The sequence below is a fragment of the Pantoea leporis genome, assembly GCF_028048155.1.
GTDB lineage: Bacteria > Pseudomonadota > Gammaproteobacteria > Enterobacterales > Enterobacteriaceae > Pantoea > Pantoea leporis.
In genome coordinates, this window is sequence record NZ_JALMEU010000006.1 from 57,710 (window position 1) to 71,136 (window position 13,427).

At 56.7% G+C, this 13,427-nt stretch carries 12 protein-coding genes; 6 read left to right on the forward strand and 6 right to left on the reverse strand.

The features are described 5' to 3' along the window. The first annotated feature begins 14 nt into the window (after positions 1 to 14). Together MWH02_RS16075 and ftsP are read left to right on the forward strand one after the other, a co-directional pair. A complete protein-coding gene (locus MWH02_RS16075) occupies positions 15 to 752 on the forward strand; it encodes a 1-acylglycerol-3-phosphate O-acyltransferase (protein WP_101763012.1) in 738 nt (245 codons plus the stop codon). A gap of 119 nt (positions 753 to 871) precedes the next feature. Continuing rightward, positions 872 to 2,299, forward strand: coding sequence for a cell division protein FtsP (gene ftsP, locus MWH02_RS16080; RefSeq protein WP_101763013.1), 1,428 nt, complete (start codon positions 872 to 874; stop codon positions 2,297 to 2,299). 118 nt (positions 2,300 to 2,417) lie between these two features. Here ftsP and dkgA read toward each other — a convergent pair whose 3' ends face one another. After that, a complete protein-coding gene (gene dkgA / locus MWH02_RS16085) occupies positions 2,418 to 3,245 on the reverse strand; it encodes a 2,5-didehydrogluconate reductase DkgA (RefSeq protein WP_222234869.1) in 828 nt (275 codons plus the stop codon). A gap of 205 nt (positions 3,246 to 3,450) precedes the next feature. Here dkgA and MWH02_RS16090 point away from each other — a divergent pair, with 205 nt between their 5' ends. Next, on the forward strand, positions 3,451 to 4,362 hold the full coding sequence (locus tag MWH02_RS16090) for an AraC family transcriptional regulator (RefSeq protein ID WP_101761795.1): 912 nt from the start codon (positions 3,451 to 3,453) through the stop codon (positions 4,360 to 4,362). Here the strand turns inward: MWH02_RS16090 and MWH02_RS16095 are convergent, their stop codons facing one another. Continuing rightward, on the reverse strand, positions 4,363 to 5,025 hold the full coding sequence (locus MWH02_RS16095) for a DedA family protein (protein WP_101761796.1): 663 nt from the start codon (positions 5,023 to 5,025) through the stop codon (positions 4,363 to 4,365). Positions 5,026 to 5,123: 98 nt separating this feature from the next. Then, positions 5,124 to 6,314 carry a cystathionine beta-lyase gene (gene metC / locus MWH02_RS16100; RefSeq protein WP_110867294.1) on the reverse strand — a complete coding sequence of 397 codons (1,191 nt, stop codon included), beginning with the start codon at positions 6,312 to 6,314 and terminating at the stop codon, positions 5,124 to 5,126. 260 nt (positions 6,315 to 6,574) lie between these two features. Here metC and exbB point away from each other — a divergent pair, with 260 nt between their 5' ends. The 3 genes from exbB (at position 6,575) to MWH02_RS16115 (ending at position 9,259) form a co-directional block, all read left to right on the forward strand. Then, complete coding sequence (gene exbB, locus MWH02_RS16105) at positions 6,575 to 7,303, forward strand: tol-pal system-associated acyl-CoA thioesterase (protein WP_192236537.1); 729 nt, start codon at positions 6,575 to 6,577, stop codon at positions 7,301 to 7,303. A gap of 5 nt (positions 7,304 to 7,308) precedes the next feature. Further along, positions 7,309 to 7,731, forward strand: coding sequence for a TonB system transport protein ExbD (gene exbD / locus MWH02_RS16110; protein ID WP_008103349.1), 423 nt, complete (start codon positions 7,309 to 7,311; stop codon positions 7,729 to 7,731). Between the two features lie 181 nt (positions 7,732 to 7,912). Continuing rightward, positions 7,913 to 9,259 (forward strand): MFS transporter, encoded by a 1,347-nt coding sequence (locus tag MWH02_RS16115; RefSeq protein ID WP_110867293.1) that lies wholly within the window; start codon positions 7,913 to 7,915, stop codon positions 9,257 to 9,259. 65 nt (positions 9,260 to 9,324) lie between these two features. Here MWH02_RS16115 and MWH02_RS16120 read toward each other — a convergent pair whose 3' ends face one another. Genes MWH02_RS16120 through MWH02_RS16130 form a run of 3 tightly spaced genes read right to left on the reverse strand, consistent with a single transcriptional unit; the run spans position 9,325 to position 13,420 of the window. Further along, complete coding sequence (locus MWH02_RS16120; protein ID WP_271461011.1) at positions 9,325 to 10,290, reverse strand: Csu type fimbrial protein; 966 nt, start codon at positions 10,288 to 10,290, stop codon at positions 9,325 to 9,327. Continuing rightward, positions 10,287 to 12,722 (reverse strand): fimbria/pilus outer membrane usher protein, encoded by a 2,436-nt coding sequence (locus MWH02_RS16125; protein WP_271461012.1) that lies wholly within the window; start codon positions 12,720 to 12,722, stop codon positions 10,287 to 10,289. The genes MWH02_RS16120 and MWH02_RS16125 overlap by 4 nt, the downstream gene beginning before the upstream one ends. Continuing rightward, positions 12,722 to 13,420: a fimbrial biogenesis chaperone gene (locus tag MWH02_RS16130; RefSeq protein ID WP_271461075.1), complete on the reverse strand. Its 699-nt coding sequence runs from the start codon at positions 13,418 to 13,420 to the stop codon at positions 12,722 to 12,724. Before MWH02_RS16130 ends, MWH02_RS16125 begins: the two co-directional genes overlap by 1 nt. Between the last annotated feature and the right edge of the window lie 7 nt (positions 13,421 to 13,427).

Sequence of the window (13,427 nt, forward strand, 5' to 3'; positions counted from 1 at the left end):
CATTTGAGGAATCTATGTTACTAATTTTACGAGCAATTATTGTTATTGTTTATTCGATTCTGGTCAGTATTGTTGGCTGTATCTGGTGTCTGTTTTCACCGCGTAATCCGCGTCACGTCGCAACCTTCGGCCATCTGCTCGGTCGTCTGTCGACGGTGTTTGGTCTCAAAGTGGAACTGCGTAAACCGGCGGAAGCCGCGCATTACGGTAACGCGATCTATATCGCTAACCACCAGAACAACTACGACATGATCACGGCGGCCAAAATCGTGCAGCCGACCACCGTGACCGTGGGCAAGAAAAGCCTGCTGTGGATTCCGTTTTTTGGCCAGCTCTACTGGCTGACCGGTAACCTGCTGATTGACCGTGATAACCGCTCCAAAGCGCACGGCACCATCGGTGAGTTGGTGGAGCAGTTCAACAAAAAGCGCATTTCGTTCTGGATGTTTCCGGAAGGGACGCGCAGCCGCGGTCGTGGTTTGCTGCCGTTCAAAACCGGTGCGTTTCATGCAGCGGTAGCCGCCGGTGTGCCAATCATCCCGATTGTGGTTTCCAACACCCACGACAAGATCAAGCTGAACCGCTGGAACAACGGTTTGGTAATTGTGGAGATGTTGCCGCCGGTCGATACCTCGCAGTTTGCCACCACCTCGGTGCGTAAGCTCGCCACGCACTGCCGTGAATTAATGTCGACTAAACTGGAAGAATTGAACGCCGAAGTCGCCGAACGCGAAAAAAACGGTAAACTCTGAGCAGCCAAAATGGGGCAGGTGATCATCTGCCCCGTTCTCAAGCCACACAGCAACTCATCATTAATTAGAACAACATGGACACGGCGTCCTCACGCCACGCTCAAAAGGTCTGAAGTTTTATGTCTTGCAGCAGACGTCAGTTTATTCAGCTTTCTGCCGGTGTCGCACTGGCTTCCGGTGCTATGCCTTTCGCCGCCCGCGCCGCCGCGCCATTGGGCGATACGCCACTTCCTATTCCACCGCTGATTGAATCACGTCGCGGTCAGCCGCTGTTTCTCACCTTGCAGCGCAGCCATTGGTCGTTCAGCGGCAACAGCAACAAAGTGCCGGTGTGGGGCTTTAACGGCATGTATCTCGGCCCAACGGTGCGCGTTTATAGCGGCGACGATGTGAAGCTGATTTACAGCAACCGCCTCAACGAACCGGTATCGATGACCGTCAGCGGTTTGCAGGTGCCGGGCGCGTTAATGGGCGGTGCGCCGCGCATGATGTCGGCCGGAGCTGATTGGGCGCCGGTGCTGCCGATTCGTCAGGGCGCGGGCACATTGTGGTATCACGCCAATACGCCAAATCGCATGGCGCCGCACGTCTACAACGGACTCGCCGGCATGTGGCTGGTGGAAGATGACGTCAGTAAATCGCTGCCGCTGCCGAAGCATTATGGCGTCGATGATTTCCCGCTGATTATTCAGGACAAGCGCCTCGATAACTTCGCCACGCCGGTTTATAACCCGCCCTCCAGCGGCGGTTTTATGGGCGACGTGCTGCTGGTGAACGGCGTGCAAAATCCCTATGTCGAAGTCTCACGCGGCTGGGTGCGTTTGCGTTTGCTGAACGGCTCGAACGCGCGCCGCTTTGATCTCACCTTCTCCGATAATCGTCCCTTTACGGTGATCGCCAGCGATCAGGGCTTCCTGCCTGCGCCGGTGGCGGTGCAGCTGCTGACGTTGGCTCCCGGCGAACGTCGTGAAGTGCTGGTGGATATGTCACAGGGCGATGAAGTTTCGATCATGGCCGGAACGGCGGCGGGTTTGATGGATCGCCTGCGCGGATTGTTTGAGCCGTCATCGATTCTGACCAATACGCTGGTGCTGAGCTTACGCCCAACCGGCTTGTTGCCGCTGGTGACTGACAATCTGCCGATGCGTTTGCTGGCGGATCAGATTCTTGATGGCGTGGCGGTGCGCACGCGCGAATTCCGTATTGGTGACAGCGAGCCGGGCATTAATGGCGTGTTGTGGGACATGAACCGCATCGATACCACCGTGCAGCAGGGCACCTTCGAGCGCTGGATTATCCACGCGGATCGCCCGCAATCGCTGCATATTCAGGGCGTGATGTTCCTGATTAAGAACGTCAATGGCGCGCAGCCGATGGGCGAAGATCGCGGCTGGAAAGATACCGTTTGGGTGGATGGCAGCGTGGAGCTGCTGGTGAGCTTCCCGCAGAGTTCGTCGGATCACTTCCCGTTTGTCTATTACAGCCAGACGTTAGAGATGGCGGATCGCGGGACGGCGGGGCAGTTATTGGTGAATTCAGCGTCTTAATGCCCTCACCCCAGCCCTCTCCCGCAAGCGGGCGAGGGAGCAGATCGAGCAAAACGCACCTTACGGTTCCCTCTCCCGCCTGCGGGAGAGGGTTAGGGTGAGGGAAAAGCGCGCCATTCTACCCGTTAAACGCCTCCGGATCCGGGCCCAAACGGTTACCGCTATCCAGCCTACTGATCTCACTCACTTCAGTTTTATCCAACCTAAAATCAAACACCTGGAAATTCTCACGAATACGTTCCGGGGTAATCGACTTCGGAATCACCACCAAACCGCTATCCAGATGCCAGCGAATCACGATTTGTGCCGGCGTCTTGCTATATTTCTTCGCCAGTTCGCGGATAATCTCCTGATCAAACACGCCTTTACCGCCTTGCGCCAGCGGGCTCCAGGATTCGGTTTGAATCTGGTGCAGCGCATTCCACGCATGCAGTGTGCGCTGTTGCAGCATCGGATGCAGCTCAATCTGGTTCACCACCGGCGACACGCCGGTTTCATCGATCAAACGCTTCAGGTGCGCCTCGTGGAAGTTACAAACGCCGATGCTCTTGGTTAAGCCCTGTTGCTGCAGCTCAATCAAGCCTTTCCAGGCTTCAACGTAGTTATCTTTTTCCGGGCACGGCCAGTGCATGAGATACAAATCCACCTGCTCTAACTGCAGCTTCTTCAGGCTGGTTTCCATTGCCTGTTGCCAGTTGGTTTGGTCGTCGTTCCACAGCTTGGTGGTGATAAAAATGTCATCGCGCGCCACGTCGGTCTCTTGCAGCGCTTGCCCAACCGCTTCCTCATTTTTGTAGATAGCGGCGGTATCGATTGAGCGATAGCCGACTTTCAGGGCTTCCAGGATGGCGTTGCGCGCATCCTCAATGCTCGCTTGCCACACGCCGAGGCCAAGCTGCGGCATCATGTTGCCGTCGCGCAATTTAATAATGGGTTGATCTGCCATAATTGCTCCTTATCTGTTGCAGGGACTTACCGTAGAAAAGATGTGCTTAAGTCTAGTCAACAAACCTCACCTCAGGATCATTGTGGCAAGCGGGCGGCACTTTTGCCTGATAGATTTCTGCAAGAATCTTGCCTGATTCTCCAGAATAGTGGAGCTTTGCACAGCCTTACGGCAAACTGACTTTTTAGCTGCCCAAGAGAGATGCATGCCAAACGACGCCCTTTGCCGCCAGCTAGCGCAGCGCGTAGTTGCGCTGATGAGTGACCTGCATAAGCCGCTGTGCGCGGTAGAAAATGTCAAATTGATCTATGCCTGCGAAACCTTGCCGCGAACGCCGATGATGTATCAACCCGGCATCGTGATTCTGTTTCAGGGGCGTAAAACCGGCTATCTCGGCAGCACCGTTTTCCACTACGACGCCACCAAATATCTGATGCTCACCGTACCGCTGCCAGTGGAGTGCGAAACCGAAGCCACGCTGGCGGAGCCGCTGGCCGGCATGTGTTTGAGCGTGGATGTCGCCAGCCTGCAGGATTTGCTGATGGATATCGGCGATGACGAGCAGTTCCAGCCGCAGGCACAAACTTCCGGCATCCATTCGGCGTTCATGAGCGAAGAGATGCTGTGTGCGGCCGAACGCTTGCTGGATGTGATGAATAACCCGCGCGACGCCCGCGTGCTGGGGCCGCAGCTGGTGCGCGAGATCATCTATTACGTGTTAACCGGACCGATTGGCGGCGCGCTGCTGTCGCTGGTCAATCGTCAGACGCAGTTCAGCCAGATTGCGCGCGCGCTGCGTCGCATCGAAAACCACTTCGCGGAGAGTTTGAGCGTCGACATGCTGGCCGCTGAAGTGAACATGAGCGTTTCGGCGTTTCATCATAACTTCAAAGCGGTGACGCAAACCTCGCCGCTGCAATACCTTAAGCGCTATCGCTTGCATCAGGCGCGCCTGATGATGCTGCAGGATGGCATGAAAGCCAGCGCGGCGGCGGTGCGCGTCGGTTATGAAAGCCCATCGCAGTTTTCGCGTGAGTTTAAGCGCTATTTCGGCGTGACGCCGGGAGAAGAGGCGAGCCGCGTGCGTCAAACCTTACCGTTTGACGCCGCGTCGTAATCAGGAGAGTTTCTGGCGGCGTTTTTTCCAGATCACCACAATGCTGCCGGCCAGGCCGATAAACAGCAGCGCGATCGGCAGAATCATCAGGATCGCCATCACCTGATCTTCATGGCGCTTGATAAAGGGCACATGGCTGATGCCGTAGCCCAGCGTCACCACAATCCCAACCCACAACAAGCCGCTCAGCCAGTTAAACAGCTGGAAGCGGCCATTGTTTAAGCCGGAAATCCCGGCCATGGTCGGCAGTAAGGTGCGCACAAAGGCCAGGAAGCGGCCAACCAGCAGCGCCATCAAACCGTGGCGGTTAAACATATTCCACGCGCGCTGATGATATTGCGCGGGCAGATGCAGCAACCAGCTTTTCACCAGTTTGGTATTGCCGAGCCAGCGTCCTTGCAGATAGCTGAGCCAGCAGCCGAGACTGGCCGCCGTGGTCAGAATCACAATGGTCGGCACGAAGTCCATCACACCTTTGGCGACCATCGCGCCCGCCAGTAACAGCAGGCTATCGCCCGGCAGGAATGACGCGGGCAGCAAACCGTTTTCCAGAAACAGCGTTAAAAACATCACGCCGTAGACAATCCAAACCACATCCGGATTGCCGAGCGCGGCAAAATCCTGATGCCAAAGCGCCTGGACAATCTCATGTAAAACACCCATCAGCTATTCCATCGAGTCACAAGGAGTCTAATTTTAACCTTCTGTGGCATCGCATACGTTGATCTCTCATCGCCGCCACAGCGTGGTTTATCTTCTGTTTAACTTCTTAAACGTGCAAAACCGGCTTTAAGATCATCCAGCAAGTCATCGACATGTTCGAGGCCGATATGCAGACGCACCAGCGTGCCGTCAAAATCCACGCCGCCCGCCGGACGAATCGCCGCCAGCTCTTCAGGCTGGTTCGCCAGAATCAGGGATTCATAGCCGCCCCACGAATACGCCATGCTGAAATGGTGAAAGTGATCGAGGTAATTTGCCAGCTGCTCACGGCTCAGTTTTTCATGCAGGATGAACGAGAACAAACCGCTGCTGCCGCTGAAATCGCGCTGCCAGAATGCGTGGCCTTTACACTGCGCCAGCGCCGGATGATTAACGCGCGCCACTTCCGGCTGCGTGGCCAGCCATTCGGCCACCTGCAATCCGCTCTCTTCGTGCTGACGCAGACGTGTGCCCAGCGTACGAATGCCGCGGCTCGCCATATAAGCGGTATCGGCATCGACCATTTGGCCCATCAGATAGGAGTTCTCGCGCAGCTGCGGCCAGCAACGCTCATTTGCTACCGCCGTGCCAATCATCGCGTCGCTGTGACCAATAATGTATTTGGTGCCGGCCTGAATCGAAATATCGATGCCATGCTCCAGCGCGTTAAACAACACGCCCGCCGCCCAGGTGTTATCGATCATGATGATCGCCTCCGGCGCTTTGGCGCGCACGGCGGCAACAATCGCGGGAATATCCTGCACTTCCATGGTGATCGACGCCGGTGATTCCAGGAACACCACGCGCGTATTCGGCTGCACCAGTTCGCCAATTTCGCTGCCGATGCAGTGATCGAAATAGGTGGTGGTGACGTTCAGCTTACTGAGAATTTTCGAGCAGAAATCCTGCGTCGGTTCGTAGACCGCGCCGCTCACCAGAATATGGTCGCCGGCTGCGACAAAGGACAAAATGGCATTAGAGACCGCCGCCGCGCCGCACGGATAGAGCGCGCAACCTGCGCCGCCTTCCAACTCGGTCATGGCGTCTTGCAGCGAGAAATGGGTGAGGGTGCCGCGACGACCATAAAACAGCTCGCCTGACGCGCGGCCAGCGGTAGCACGTTTCTTGTCGGCGACCGTGTCAAAAACCAGGGATGAAGCGCGTTGAATTACGCTGTTAACTGAGCCTTGCGTGTAACGTTTACTGCGTCCCGCGCTGACAAGCGTGGTGTCTATTTTTTTCGTTGCCATCACTGCCTTTCCTGACATTTCCCACAAAACATTCACGTTACCACGAATCAGTGTAGCGGGTTGAGCCTGATTGCGGATTATCAGAGTGAGGCCAGTATTGCGCATAACATCCGCTAACTTGTGGAAATCGCGGGCATCTTTGCTTTGTAAATAGTAATGAGAACCACTATCACTTCGGTGGTGTTTTTTGCTATGATCCGCGCTTCAATCGTGAACTGTGCAACAGAAGTTGGAGATGCAGCGTGGTAGCCAGTGATTTGATGCAAACGGATCTTTCCGTTTGGGGCATGTATCAGCATGCCGATATCGTGGTAAAGATTGTGATGATTGGCCTGTTACTGGCTTCCGTTGTCACCTGGGCAATTTTCTTCGGTAAGTTTGCTGAGCTGAGCGGGGCGAAACGTCGCCTCAAACGCGAGCAGCAAGCGCTGGGCGAAGCCCGCTCGTTAAACGATGCTTACCGTGCTGCTGAAAACTTCAAAAGCAACAGCCACAGCGCTGTGCTGCTAAACGACGCGCAGAATGAGCTGGAGCTCTCCGCTGGTACTGAAGATCTGGATGGCATCAAAGAGCGCACCAGCTTCCGTCTCGAACGCCGCGTGGCTGCATTTAGCCGTCATGCCGGTCGCGGTAATGGATTCCTCGCCACCATCGGTTCCGTTGCGCCGTTTATCGGTCTGTTCGGTACCGTTTGGGGCATCATGAACAGCTTCATCGGCATCGCGAAAACGCAAACCACTAACCTCGCAGTCGTCGCGCCGGGCATCGCCGAAGCGCTGCTGGCTACCGCGATTGGTCTGGTGGCGGCAATCCCCGCCGTGGTTATCTACAACGTCTTCGCGCGTATGATTGCCAGCTACAAAGCGTCGCTGGGCGATGTCGCCGCGCAGGTGATGTTGCTGCAGAGCCGCGATCTGGATCTCGGCAACGTTGATACCGCGAAAGAAGCCAACCGTCCAGCGGCGGCACAGAAACTGCGCGTAGGATAAGTATTATGGCGATGCGTTTAAACGATGACTCGGTCGGCGATGGCGAAATGCACGAAATCAACGTGACGCCGTTTATCGACGTCATGTTAGTTCTGCTGATCATCTTTATGGTCGCCGCGCCATTAGCTACCGTCGATGTGCGCGTTAACCTGCCAGCATCGACCAGCGCGCCGCAGCCGCGTCCGGAAAAACCGGTTTATCTCTCCATCAAGGAAGATAAGCAGATCTTCATCGGAAACGATGCGGTCACCAAAGAGACGCTGGTGAATGCGCTGACGGCACAAACCGAAGGCAAGAAAGACACCACCATCTTCTTCCAGGCGGATAAATCGGTGGATTACGCCACCCTAATGGAAGTGATGGATCAGCTGCGTGAAGCCGGTTATCTGAAGATTGGTTTGATGGGCATGGAAACGGTGAAGAAGTAACGTCACTCCACTTAGCCTTGCCGTAAAGGTCGCTCCCGTAGCGGCCTTTTTTAATGCCTGCACGCAATTTGTTAATTTATTGTTACTATTGGTCGTATTTTTGTAAACTGCAATGGTGAAGAAGATCACGTTTATTCCTGGCCCGGCACGCTACAACGGAAGAAAAACCAGGAAGGACAATATGAGCGCGAGTCACTCTTTACAAAAGTCGCCGCAAAGCGGTGCCAAAACCATCTTTAGCGTTACCAGCGGTAACTTCCTTGAGATGTACGATTTCATGGTGTTTGGCTATTACGCCACGGCGATCGCCAAAACCTTTTTCCCCGGCGATGATCCCTTTGCCTCTCTCATGCTGACGCTGATGACCTTCGGCGCAGGCTTCCTGATGCGCCCGCTCGGCGCGATTATTCTTGGTGCTTACATCGACCATCATGGCCGTCGTAAAGGCTTGCTGTTAACGCTCGGCTTGATGGCGATTGGGACCTTAACCATCGCGCTGGTGCCCGGATACGCCACGCTCGGTGCCGCCGCACCGATCCTGATTCTGCTCGGTCGTTTATTGCAGGGCTTCTCGGCGGGCGTTGAGCTGGGCGGCGTCTCGGTGTATCTGGCGGAAGTGGCGCCGAAAGGGCGCAAAGGCTTCTATGTCAGCTGGCAATCGGGCAGCCAGCAGGTTGCGGTGATCTTCGCCGCGCTGCTCGGTTTGGGCCTGAACCATCTGCTGGCGAAAGACGCCGTCACCGAATGGGGCTGGCGTATTCCGTTCGTGGTGGGATGTATGATCGTGCCGTTCCTGTTCTATATCCGCCGCATGCTGGAAGAGACCGAAGCCTTCAGCCAGCGTAAACATCACCCCTCAATGCGTCAGATTATGCGTTCGGTCGGGCAGAACTGGGCGCTGGTGCTGGCAGGGATGTTGATGGTGGTGACCACCACCGTAATGTTCTACATGATCACCGCCTTTACCCCGACGTTCGGCAAAACCGTGCTGATGATGAGTGACAAGCAGAGCTTCCTGGTGACGCTGTTTGTCGGCATCTCCAACCTGTTTTGGCTGCCGGTGATGGGTTCGCTGTCGGATCGCATCGGTCGTCGTCCGCTGCTGATTGTCTGCACCCTCTTGATGATTTTAACTACCTGGCCGGTGCTGCATTGGCTGGTGGGAGCGCCGACTTTCTCCCATCTGGTTGAGGCCGAGCTGTGGCTGTCGTTCCTGTATGCCAGTTATAACGGCGCGATGGTGGTTTATCTGGCTGAGATCATGCCGGCAGAAGTGCGCGCTTCGGGTTTCTCACTGGCCTACAGCCTGGCAACCGCGCTTTTTGGCGGCTTTACGCCAGCGGTGTCGAGCTATCTGATTCATGCCACCGGCGATAAAGCGATGCCGGGCGTGTGGCTCTCTTTTGCGGCGGTGTGCGGATTGGTCGGTACGCTGCTGATTGGCCGCATGGTGAAGCAATATCAAGCGCAACATCGTTCCCCTCACCCTAACCCTCTCCCGCAAGCGGGAGAGGGAATGTTTAGGTAACGGCGCGATCAGCTCCTTCTCCCGCCTGCGGGAGAAGGCTGGGATGAGGGACAGCGCGCACCCCGCTAAAACGACACATCCACCACCACGCTATCGGTATAATTCCCCGCCGCGGGCGTATTCTGCGTGGTCAAAATCTGCGCCGTATAGGTAAAGTTGCGCGTCACGGTATCCGCATTCAACGATGTCGAGGTGGTGCTGCTCCAGCGACCGGTGCCGGTCGGTCCCCAGCGCGATGTGGTGGTGGTGCCTTTGTAGATGTCATACGCCAGCCGGTTAGTTCCGCTCGCCATCTGCCGCGTGGTGCCGCTGTAGTAACTGCCGTTGCTCAAGCCCACGGTATAAGTGCTGCCCTTCGAACACACCACGTTAATCGTCTGCTGCACCGTTGAGAAACTGCCCACCAAAGGCGCGCTGCCAAAACTGACGTTGGGCGCAGTGATGGTGGTGCAATCGTTGGTCACCACCAGATTCACGGTAATCGGCATCGCCGTACCCGTGCTGCTCTGTACCGTTCCCACACACAATCCTCCCACGTTTAACCCGGCGCACACCGTATAACTCACGGTAATGGTAATGGTGGTGGTATAGGTGCCGGCGGCGATCACCTGGCCGGGTACGGTGCGGAAGTAGAGCGGAATATTGAAGTTAAGGGTGTTTCCCAACGCCAGCAGCGAGGCGGAACTCCAGCGATAGCTGCCGCCCTGCTGTAATTCGGTGGCGCAGGCGCTGTCGATACACAGCTGAATCGGAATGTTATCGGTGCCGCCGCTGGCGGTTTTCAACACGGCGCGCGTGCCGCTGAGGTTTGAGGCGGTGGTAAAGGCATAGGTGATGTTATCGGAGCCCAGCAGCGAAAGCGTACCCGAACCGCAGTTGACGTTAGTGGTGCTTGAGGTGTTATTCACCGTTGAAGCGACGGAAAACGTGGTAACCGATCCGAACGTGGCGGCGGGGGCCGATAAGCTACACAACGCATAGCTGGTTCCCGGCAGTAAAAACAGCGCCAGCAGGAGCAGAAGCTTTCTCATGGTGAAATCCCTGACGGTGAATTATCCGCGCTGCTCACCGCAGAGCCTTGCGGTGGCGGTGGCAGCGGGCAGGTAAGCGGTCCGTAAGTTTCCAGCGCTTTTGGCTGCCCGTCGGCGATAGCCAGTTGCGTATCGCAGCTGCGTCCATCCGGCGTCACCACATGAATCGGGTTATTAGCACCGAGATCTTCCATCCACACAATGCCGTCCCAGCCGACATATTCGGTGGCCTGATTCGGACGTAACACCTGGCTGGAAATCGGCAGCGGCTGATGATGACTGTCATGCAGTACCACGCTGGCGGCGCGCAGACGCTCCACCGGGAAATTGAGCAGGTAGCCACTTTTGCGCTTCACCGCAAAGCGTTGTTCAACCTTCGGCGCAGTGCGATCGGCGGGCAGATCCAGCGTATCGATATCGTACTTCGCACCGTAATAGCTGCTGATCGATGGCACCAGCAGATAGCCTTGTTTATCGGTGCGGCCCATGGTCTGGTTCTCATAACGCACCGTGACATCCGGATAATCGGTTTTCACTACTACGAAGGCATCGTTAATGTCGTTGGCAGCGAACACGCGGTTATCCATCAATACCACCGAGCCGGTAAAATCGGCCCATTGCGTGGTGTTGTCGTTATCGCCGTAGAAACCGGCTGAGGTATCAATTTTGTTATTGCGATAACGCAGACTGGCCTGACGATAATCGCCACTGTCGCTGCCCTGATTAGCCCAGGCCGCATCCCAGGAGAAGCCACCGTCGGTGGGCATCGCGCGCGACACATACAGACGCTGGCTGTTATTGCCCTCCTGATCGCGTTCCGTGCTTACTGAGGCGCTGCTCTGTTCGCCGAAAGGGATGATCAGCGAAATGGCGCCGCTCCAGTTGCCCTGATCCTGATCGCGGCTGGCGGAGATATACAGGCTGCTGTTGCCCCACAGATTTTTACTCCACGACAGATTTAATAAACGGGTGCGTTCACCGTTGCCGCCGGAGATATCAAAATAAGCCAGGCCAAGGCTGCCGTAGTCACTTAGCGACACGCTGGCGGTGTATTGCGCGCTGCGTCGCGCCAGCGAGTAACTGGTGTTCGCGCTGTCGCCACGGCTGCCGACCAGCGCGAGATTACCGAAATCGACGCTGCGAATGATGTGCTGGGTTCCCAGGCTGAACCAACTATTGTTGTACTGATAGCCCCAGCTGTATTGCGTGCCGGGATTACCGTCCATCTGGCTCTGCGCCAGCGCGCCATTCACCACGCCAAAACTGCCCAGTTTCACCAATCCACCCGCACCGCCCATCGCCACGCTGTCGCTGCCTTCCGCATGGCTCTCCAGCGTCAGCCAGTCGTTCAGCCCGTAGCGATAGGAGCCGCTGGCCGCCGCCGCACCGTAATCAAAATTGTTGATGCCGTAGTTTTCGCGAATGGCACCGGCGGAGAATGAATAATCGGATAACCCGGTTTTCAGCAAGCTGCTGGAGACGTAAAACGGCAGTGTGGTGGTGACTTGTCGGCCCACCGCATCGGTGGTGGTGATCACTGCATCGCCGGCGCCGTTAACGAAAGGGACATTGGTGAGCGACCACGGGCCCGGTTGCACGTCGGCCTGGGTGCTGCGATAGCCGTTGATAAACAGATCGACCGAAGAGGGCACCGCCGCCTGGCCGGAAAAGGCGGGCAGCGGATAGGTCACCAGATCCGGCCGAACGCTGAAGTCGCGGCCAATCTGCACGCCACCCAGCCGCACGCTGTTGCTCCAGCTCAGCGCATCAGTAACCAAATCCCCGGCGCGCCAACTGATCGCTGCGTTCTCGTTTTCATTGCTGAACCACGTATCGTAGCGGATATAGCCTTCCTGCTGACCGGCAACGCCACCTTCCAGTTGCTGCACGTAAACGCCGTTGGTAGAAAACTGACCAGCCGGGCCAAACAAGCGCAGTTCGTTCCAGCTGGAGAGGCGCGAACCGGCGTTATCGGTACGGGTGGCGTAGAAGTCATAGTTGAGCAGCGCGCCGTTGCTGGCGCGACCGGGAAAGCGCGGTGCATGCTGTAACTGGCCAATGGTTTGACCCGGCAGCCAGGCGGGTGGCACCGTCAATAACAGGCGCTGGCGTCGTTCGTCATACTCCACTTTCGCTCCGCTGAGTTGATTGACATCGATCTGCTGGCCTTGCAGTTTCTCGGCCGGAATACCGGCGCGTTGCAGATCGCCGCGTCGCAGCCAGAAATCGCCATTCTTACGTTCAACCGGCACGATGTCGCCACGTTCGCCCTGATTCACCACCAGTTCCAGCATGTATTGCTGACCGCTGGCGTTATTCTCCAGCGCAGGCGGCGGTGGCAGTTCGGAGAAGGTTTCCGCGCTGCTACTCATCGGACTGATACAAAGCACGCTGGCGACGGCCAGCGTGCAGGGATGTGGCGTAAACTTCATCAACGCGCGGCCGCGCTGCTCCAGTGACCTTTATTCATTTCGGCCGACAGCTCACCGCTCACGCTGCGGGTTAACGGCCAGCGATGGCTGCTGTTGGCCAGCACATAGCCAAACAAGCCGTTGCCCATTTTGCGTCCGCCAATGGTGACGTTACTTAAACGCGCGTGGCCATTACCACGATTAGTCAGCTCAAGCCAGCGTTTGCCGCCGCTGTTCACTTCCTGCCAGCTCAGCTGCGGTTTTGCCGTGTCGCGCGTCACGCCGCTGCCGTAGATGAACAGCGGCACCGAATAGCGCATCTGGAAAGTGAGTCCGGCCTGATTTTCGCCTGGCGTGCGCGGTGTAGGGATCTCATCCAGCACCACGCGAAAGGCCACTTCACGTCCGGCTTCAGGTGGCGTTTGCTTAATTAAACGCACCAGCTGCTTCTGCCCTGGCTCGAGGCGCACCATCGGCGGGCTCGCCACCACTTGCTGCTGGGTTTGATACTGCTCATGGCCGTTAACCTGCTGCCAGCTGAAGATGCGCACTTGCATCATGGTGGTGGCATTGCCGCGATTCTCCAGCCACAGCTCGCTGGCTTTATCTTCCGGATCAATCGCCGGATCGATCGGCCACACCATCAGCGAATTGGCGGCATGCACCGCAGGCGTTAGGGCCACAAATAACAACAGGATCAGGGCGCGCAGGTTAATCATCATTCCT

What these genes read in the sequence shown, in the direction of transcription:
- MWH02_RS16075 (WP_101763012.1), top strand. Translation starts at nt 15, where the DNA reads ATGTTACTAATTTTACGAGCAATTATTGTTATTGTTTATTCGATTCTG.
- ftsP (WP_101763013.1), top strand. Translation starts at nt 872, where the DNA reads ATGTCTTGCAGCAGACGTCAGTTTATTCAGCTTTCTGCCGGTGTCGCA.
- dkgA (WP_222234869.1), bottom strand. Translation starts at nt 3,245, where the DNA reads ATGGCAGATCAACCCATTATTAAATTGCGCGACGGCAACATGATGCCG.
- MWH02_RS16090 (WP_101761795.1), top strand. Translation starts at nt 3,451, where the DNA reads ATGCCAAACGACGCCCTTTGCCGCCAGCTAGCGCAGCGCGTAGTTGCG.
- MWH02_RS16095 (WP_101761796.1), bottom strand. Translation starts at nt 5,025, where the DNA reads ATGGGTGTTTTACATGAGATTGTCCAGGCGCTTTGGCATCAGGATTTT.
- metC (WP_110867294.1), bottom strand. Translation starts at nt 6,314, where the DNA reads ATGGCAACGAAAAAAATAGACACCACGCTTGTCAGCGCGGGACGCAGT.
- exbB (WP_192236537.1), top strand. Translation starts at nt 6,575, where the DNA reads ATGCAAACGGATCTTTCCGTTTGGGGCATGTATCAGCATGCCGATATC.
- exbD (WP_008103349.1), top strand. Translation starts at nt 7,309, where the DNA reads ATGGCGATGCGTTTAAACGATGACTCGGTCGGCGATGGCGAAATGCAC.
- MWH02_RS16115 (WP_110867293.1), top strand. Translation starts at nt 7,913, where the DNA reads ATGAGCGCGAGTCACTCTTTACAAAAGTCGCCGCAAAGCGGTGCCAAA.
- MWH02_RS16120 (WP_271461011.1), bottom strand. Translation starts at nt 10,290, where the DNA reads ATGAGAAAGCTTCTGCTCCTGCTGGCGCTGTTTTTACTGCCGGGAACC.
- MWH02_RS16125 (WP_271461012.1), bottom strand. Translation starts at nt 12,722, where the DNA reads ATGAAGTTTACGCCACATCCCTGCACGCTGGCCGTCGCCAGCGTGCTT.
- MWH02_RS16130 (WP_271461075.1), bottom strand. Translation starts at nt 13,420, where the DNA reads ATGATTAACCTGCGCGCCCTGATCCTGTTGTTATTTGTGGCCCTAACG.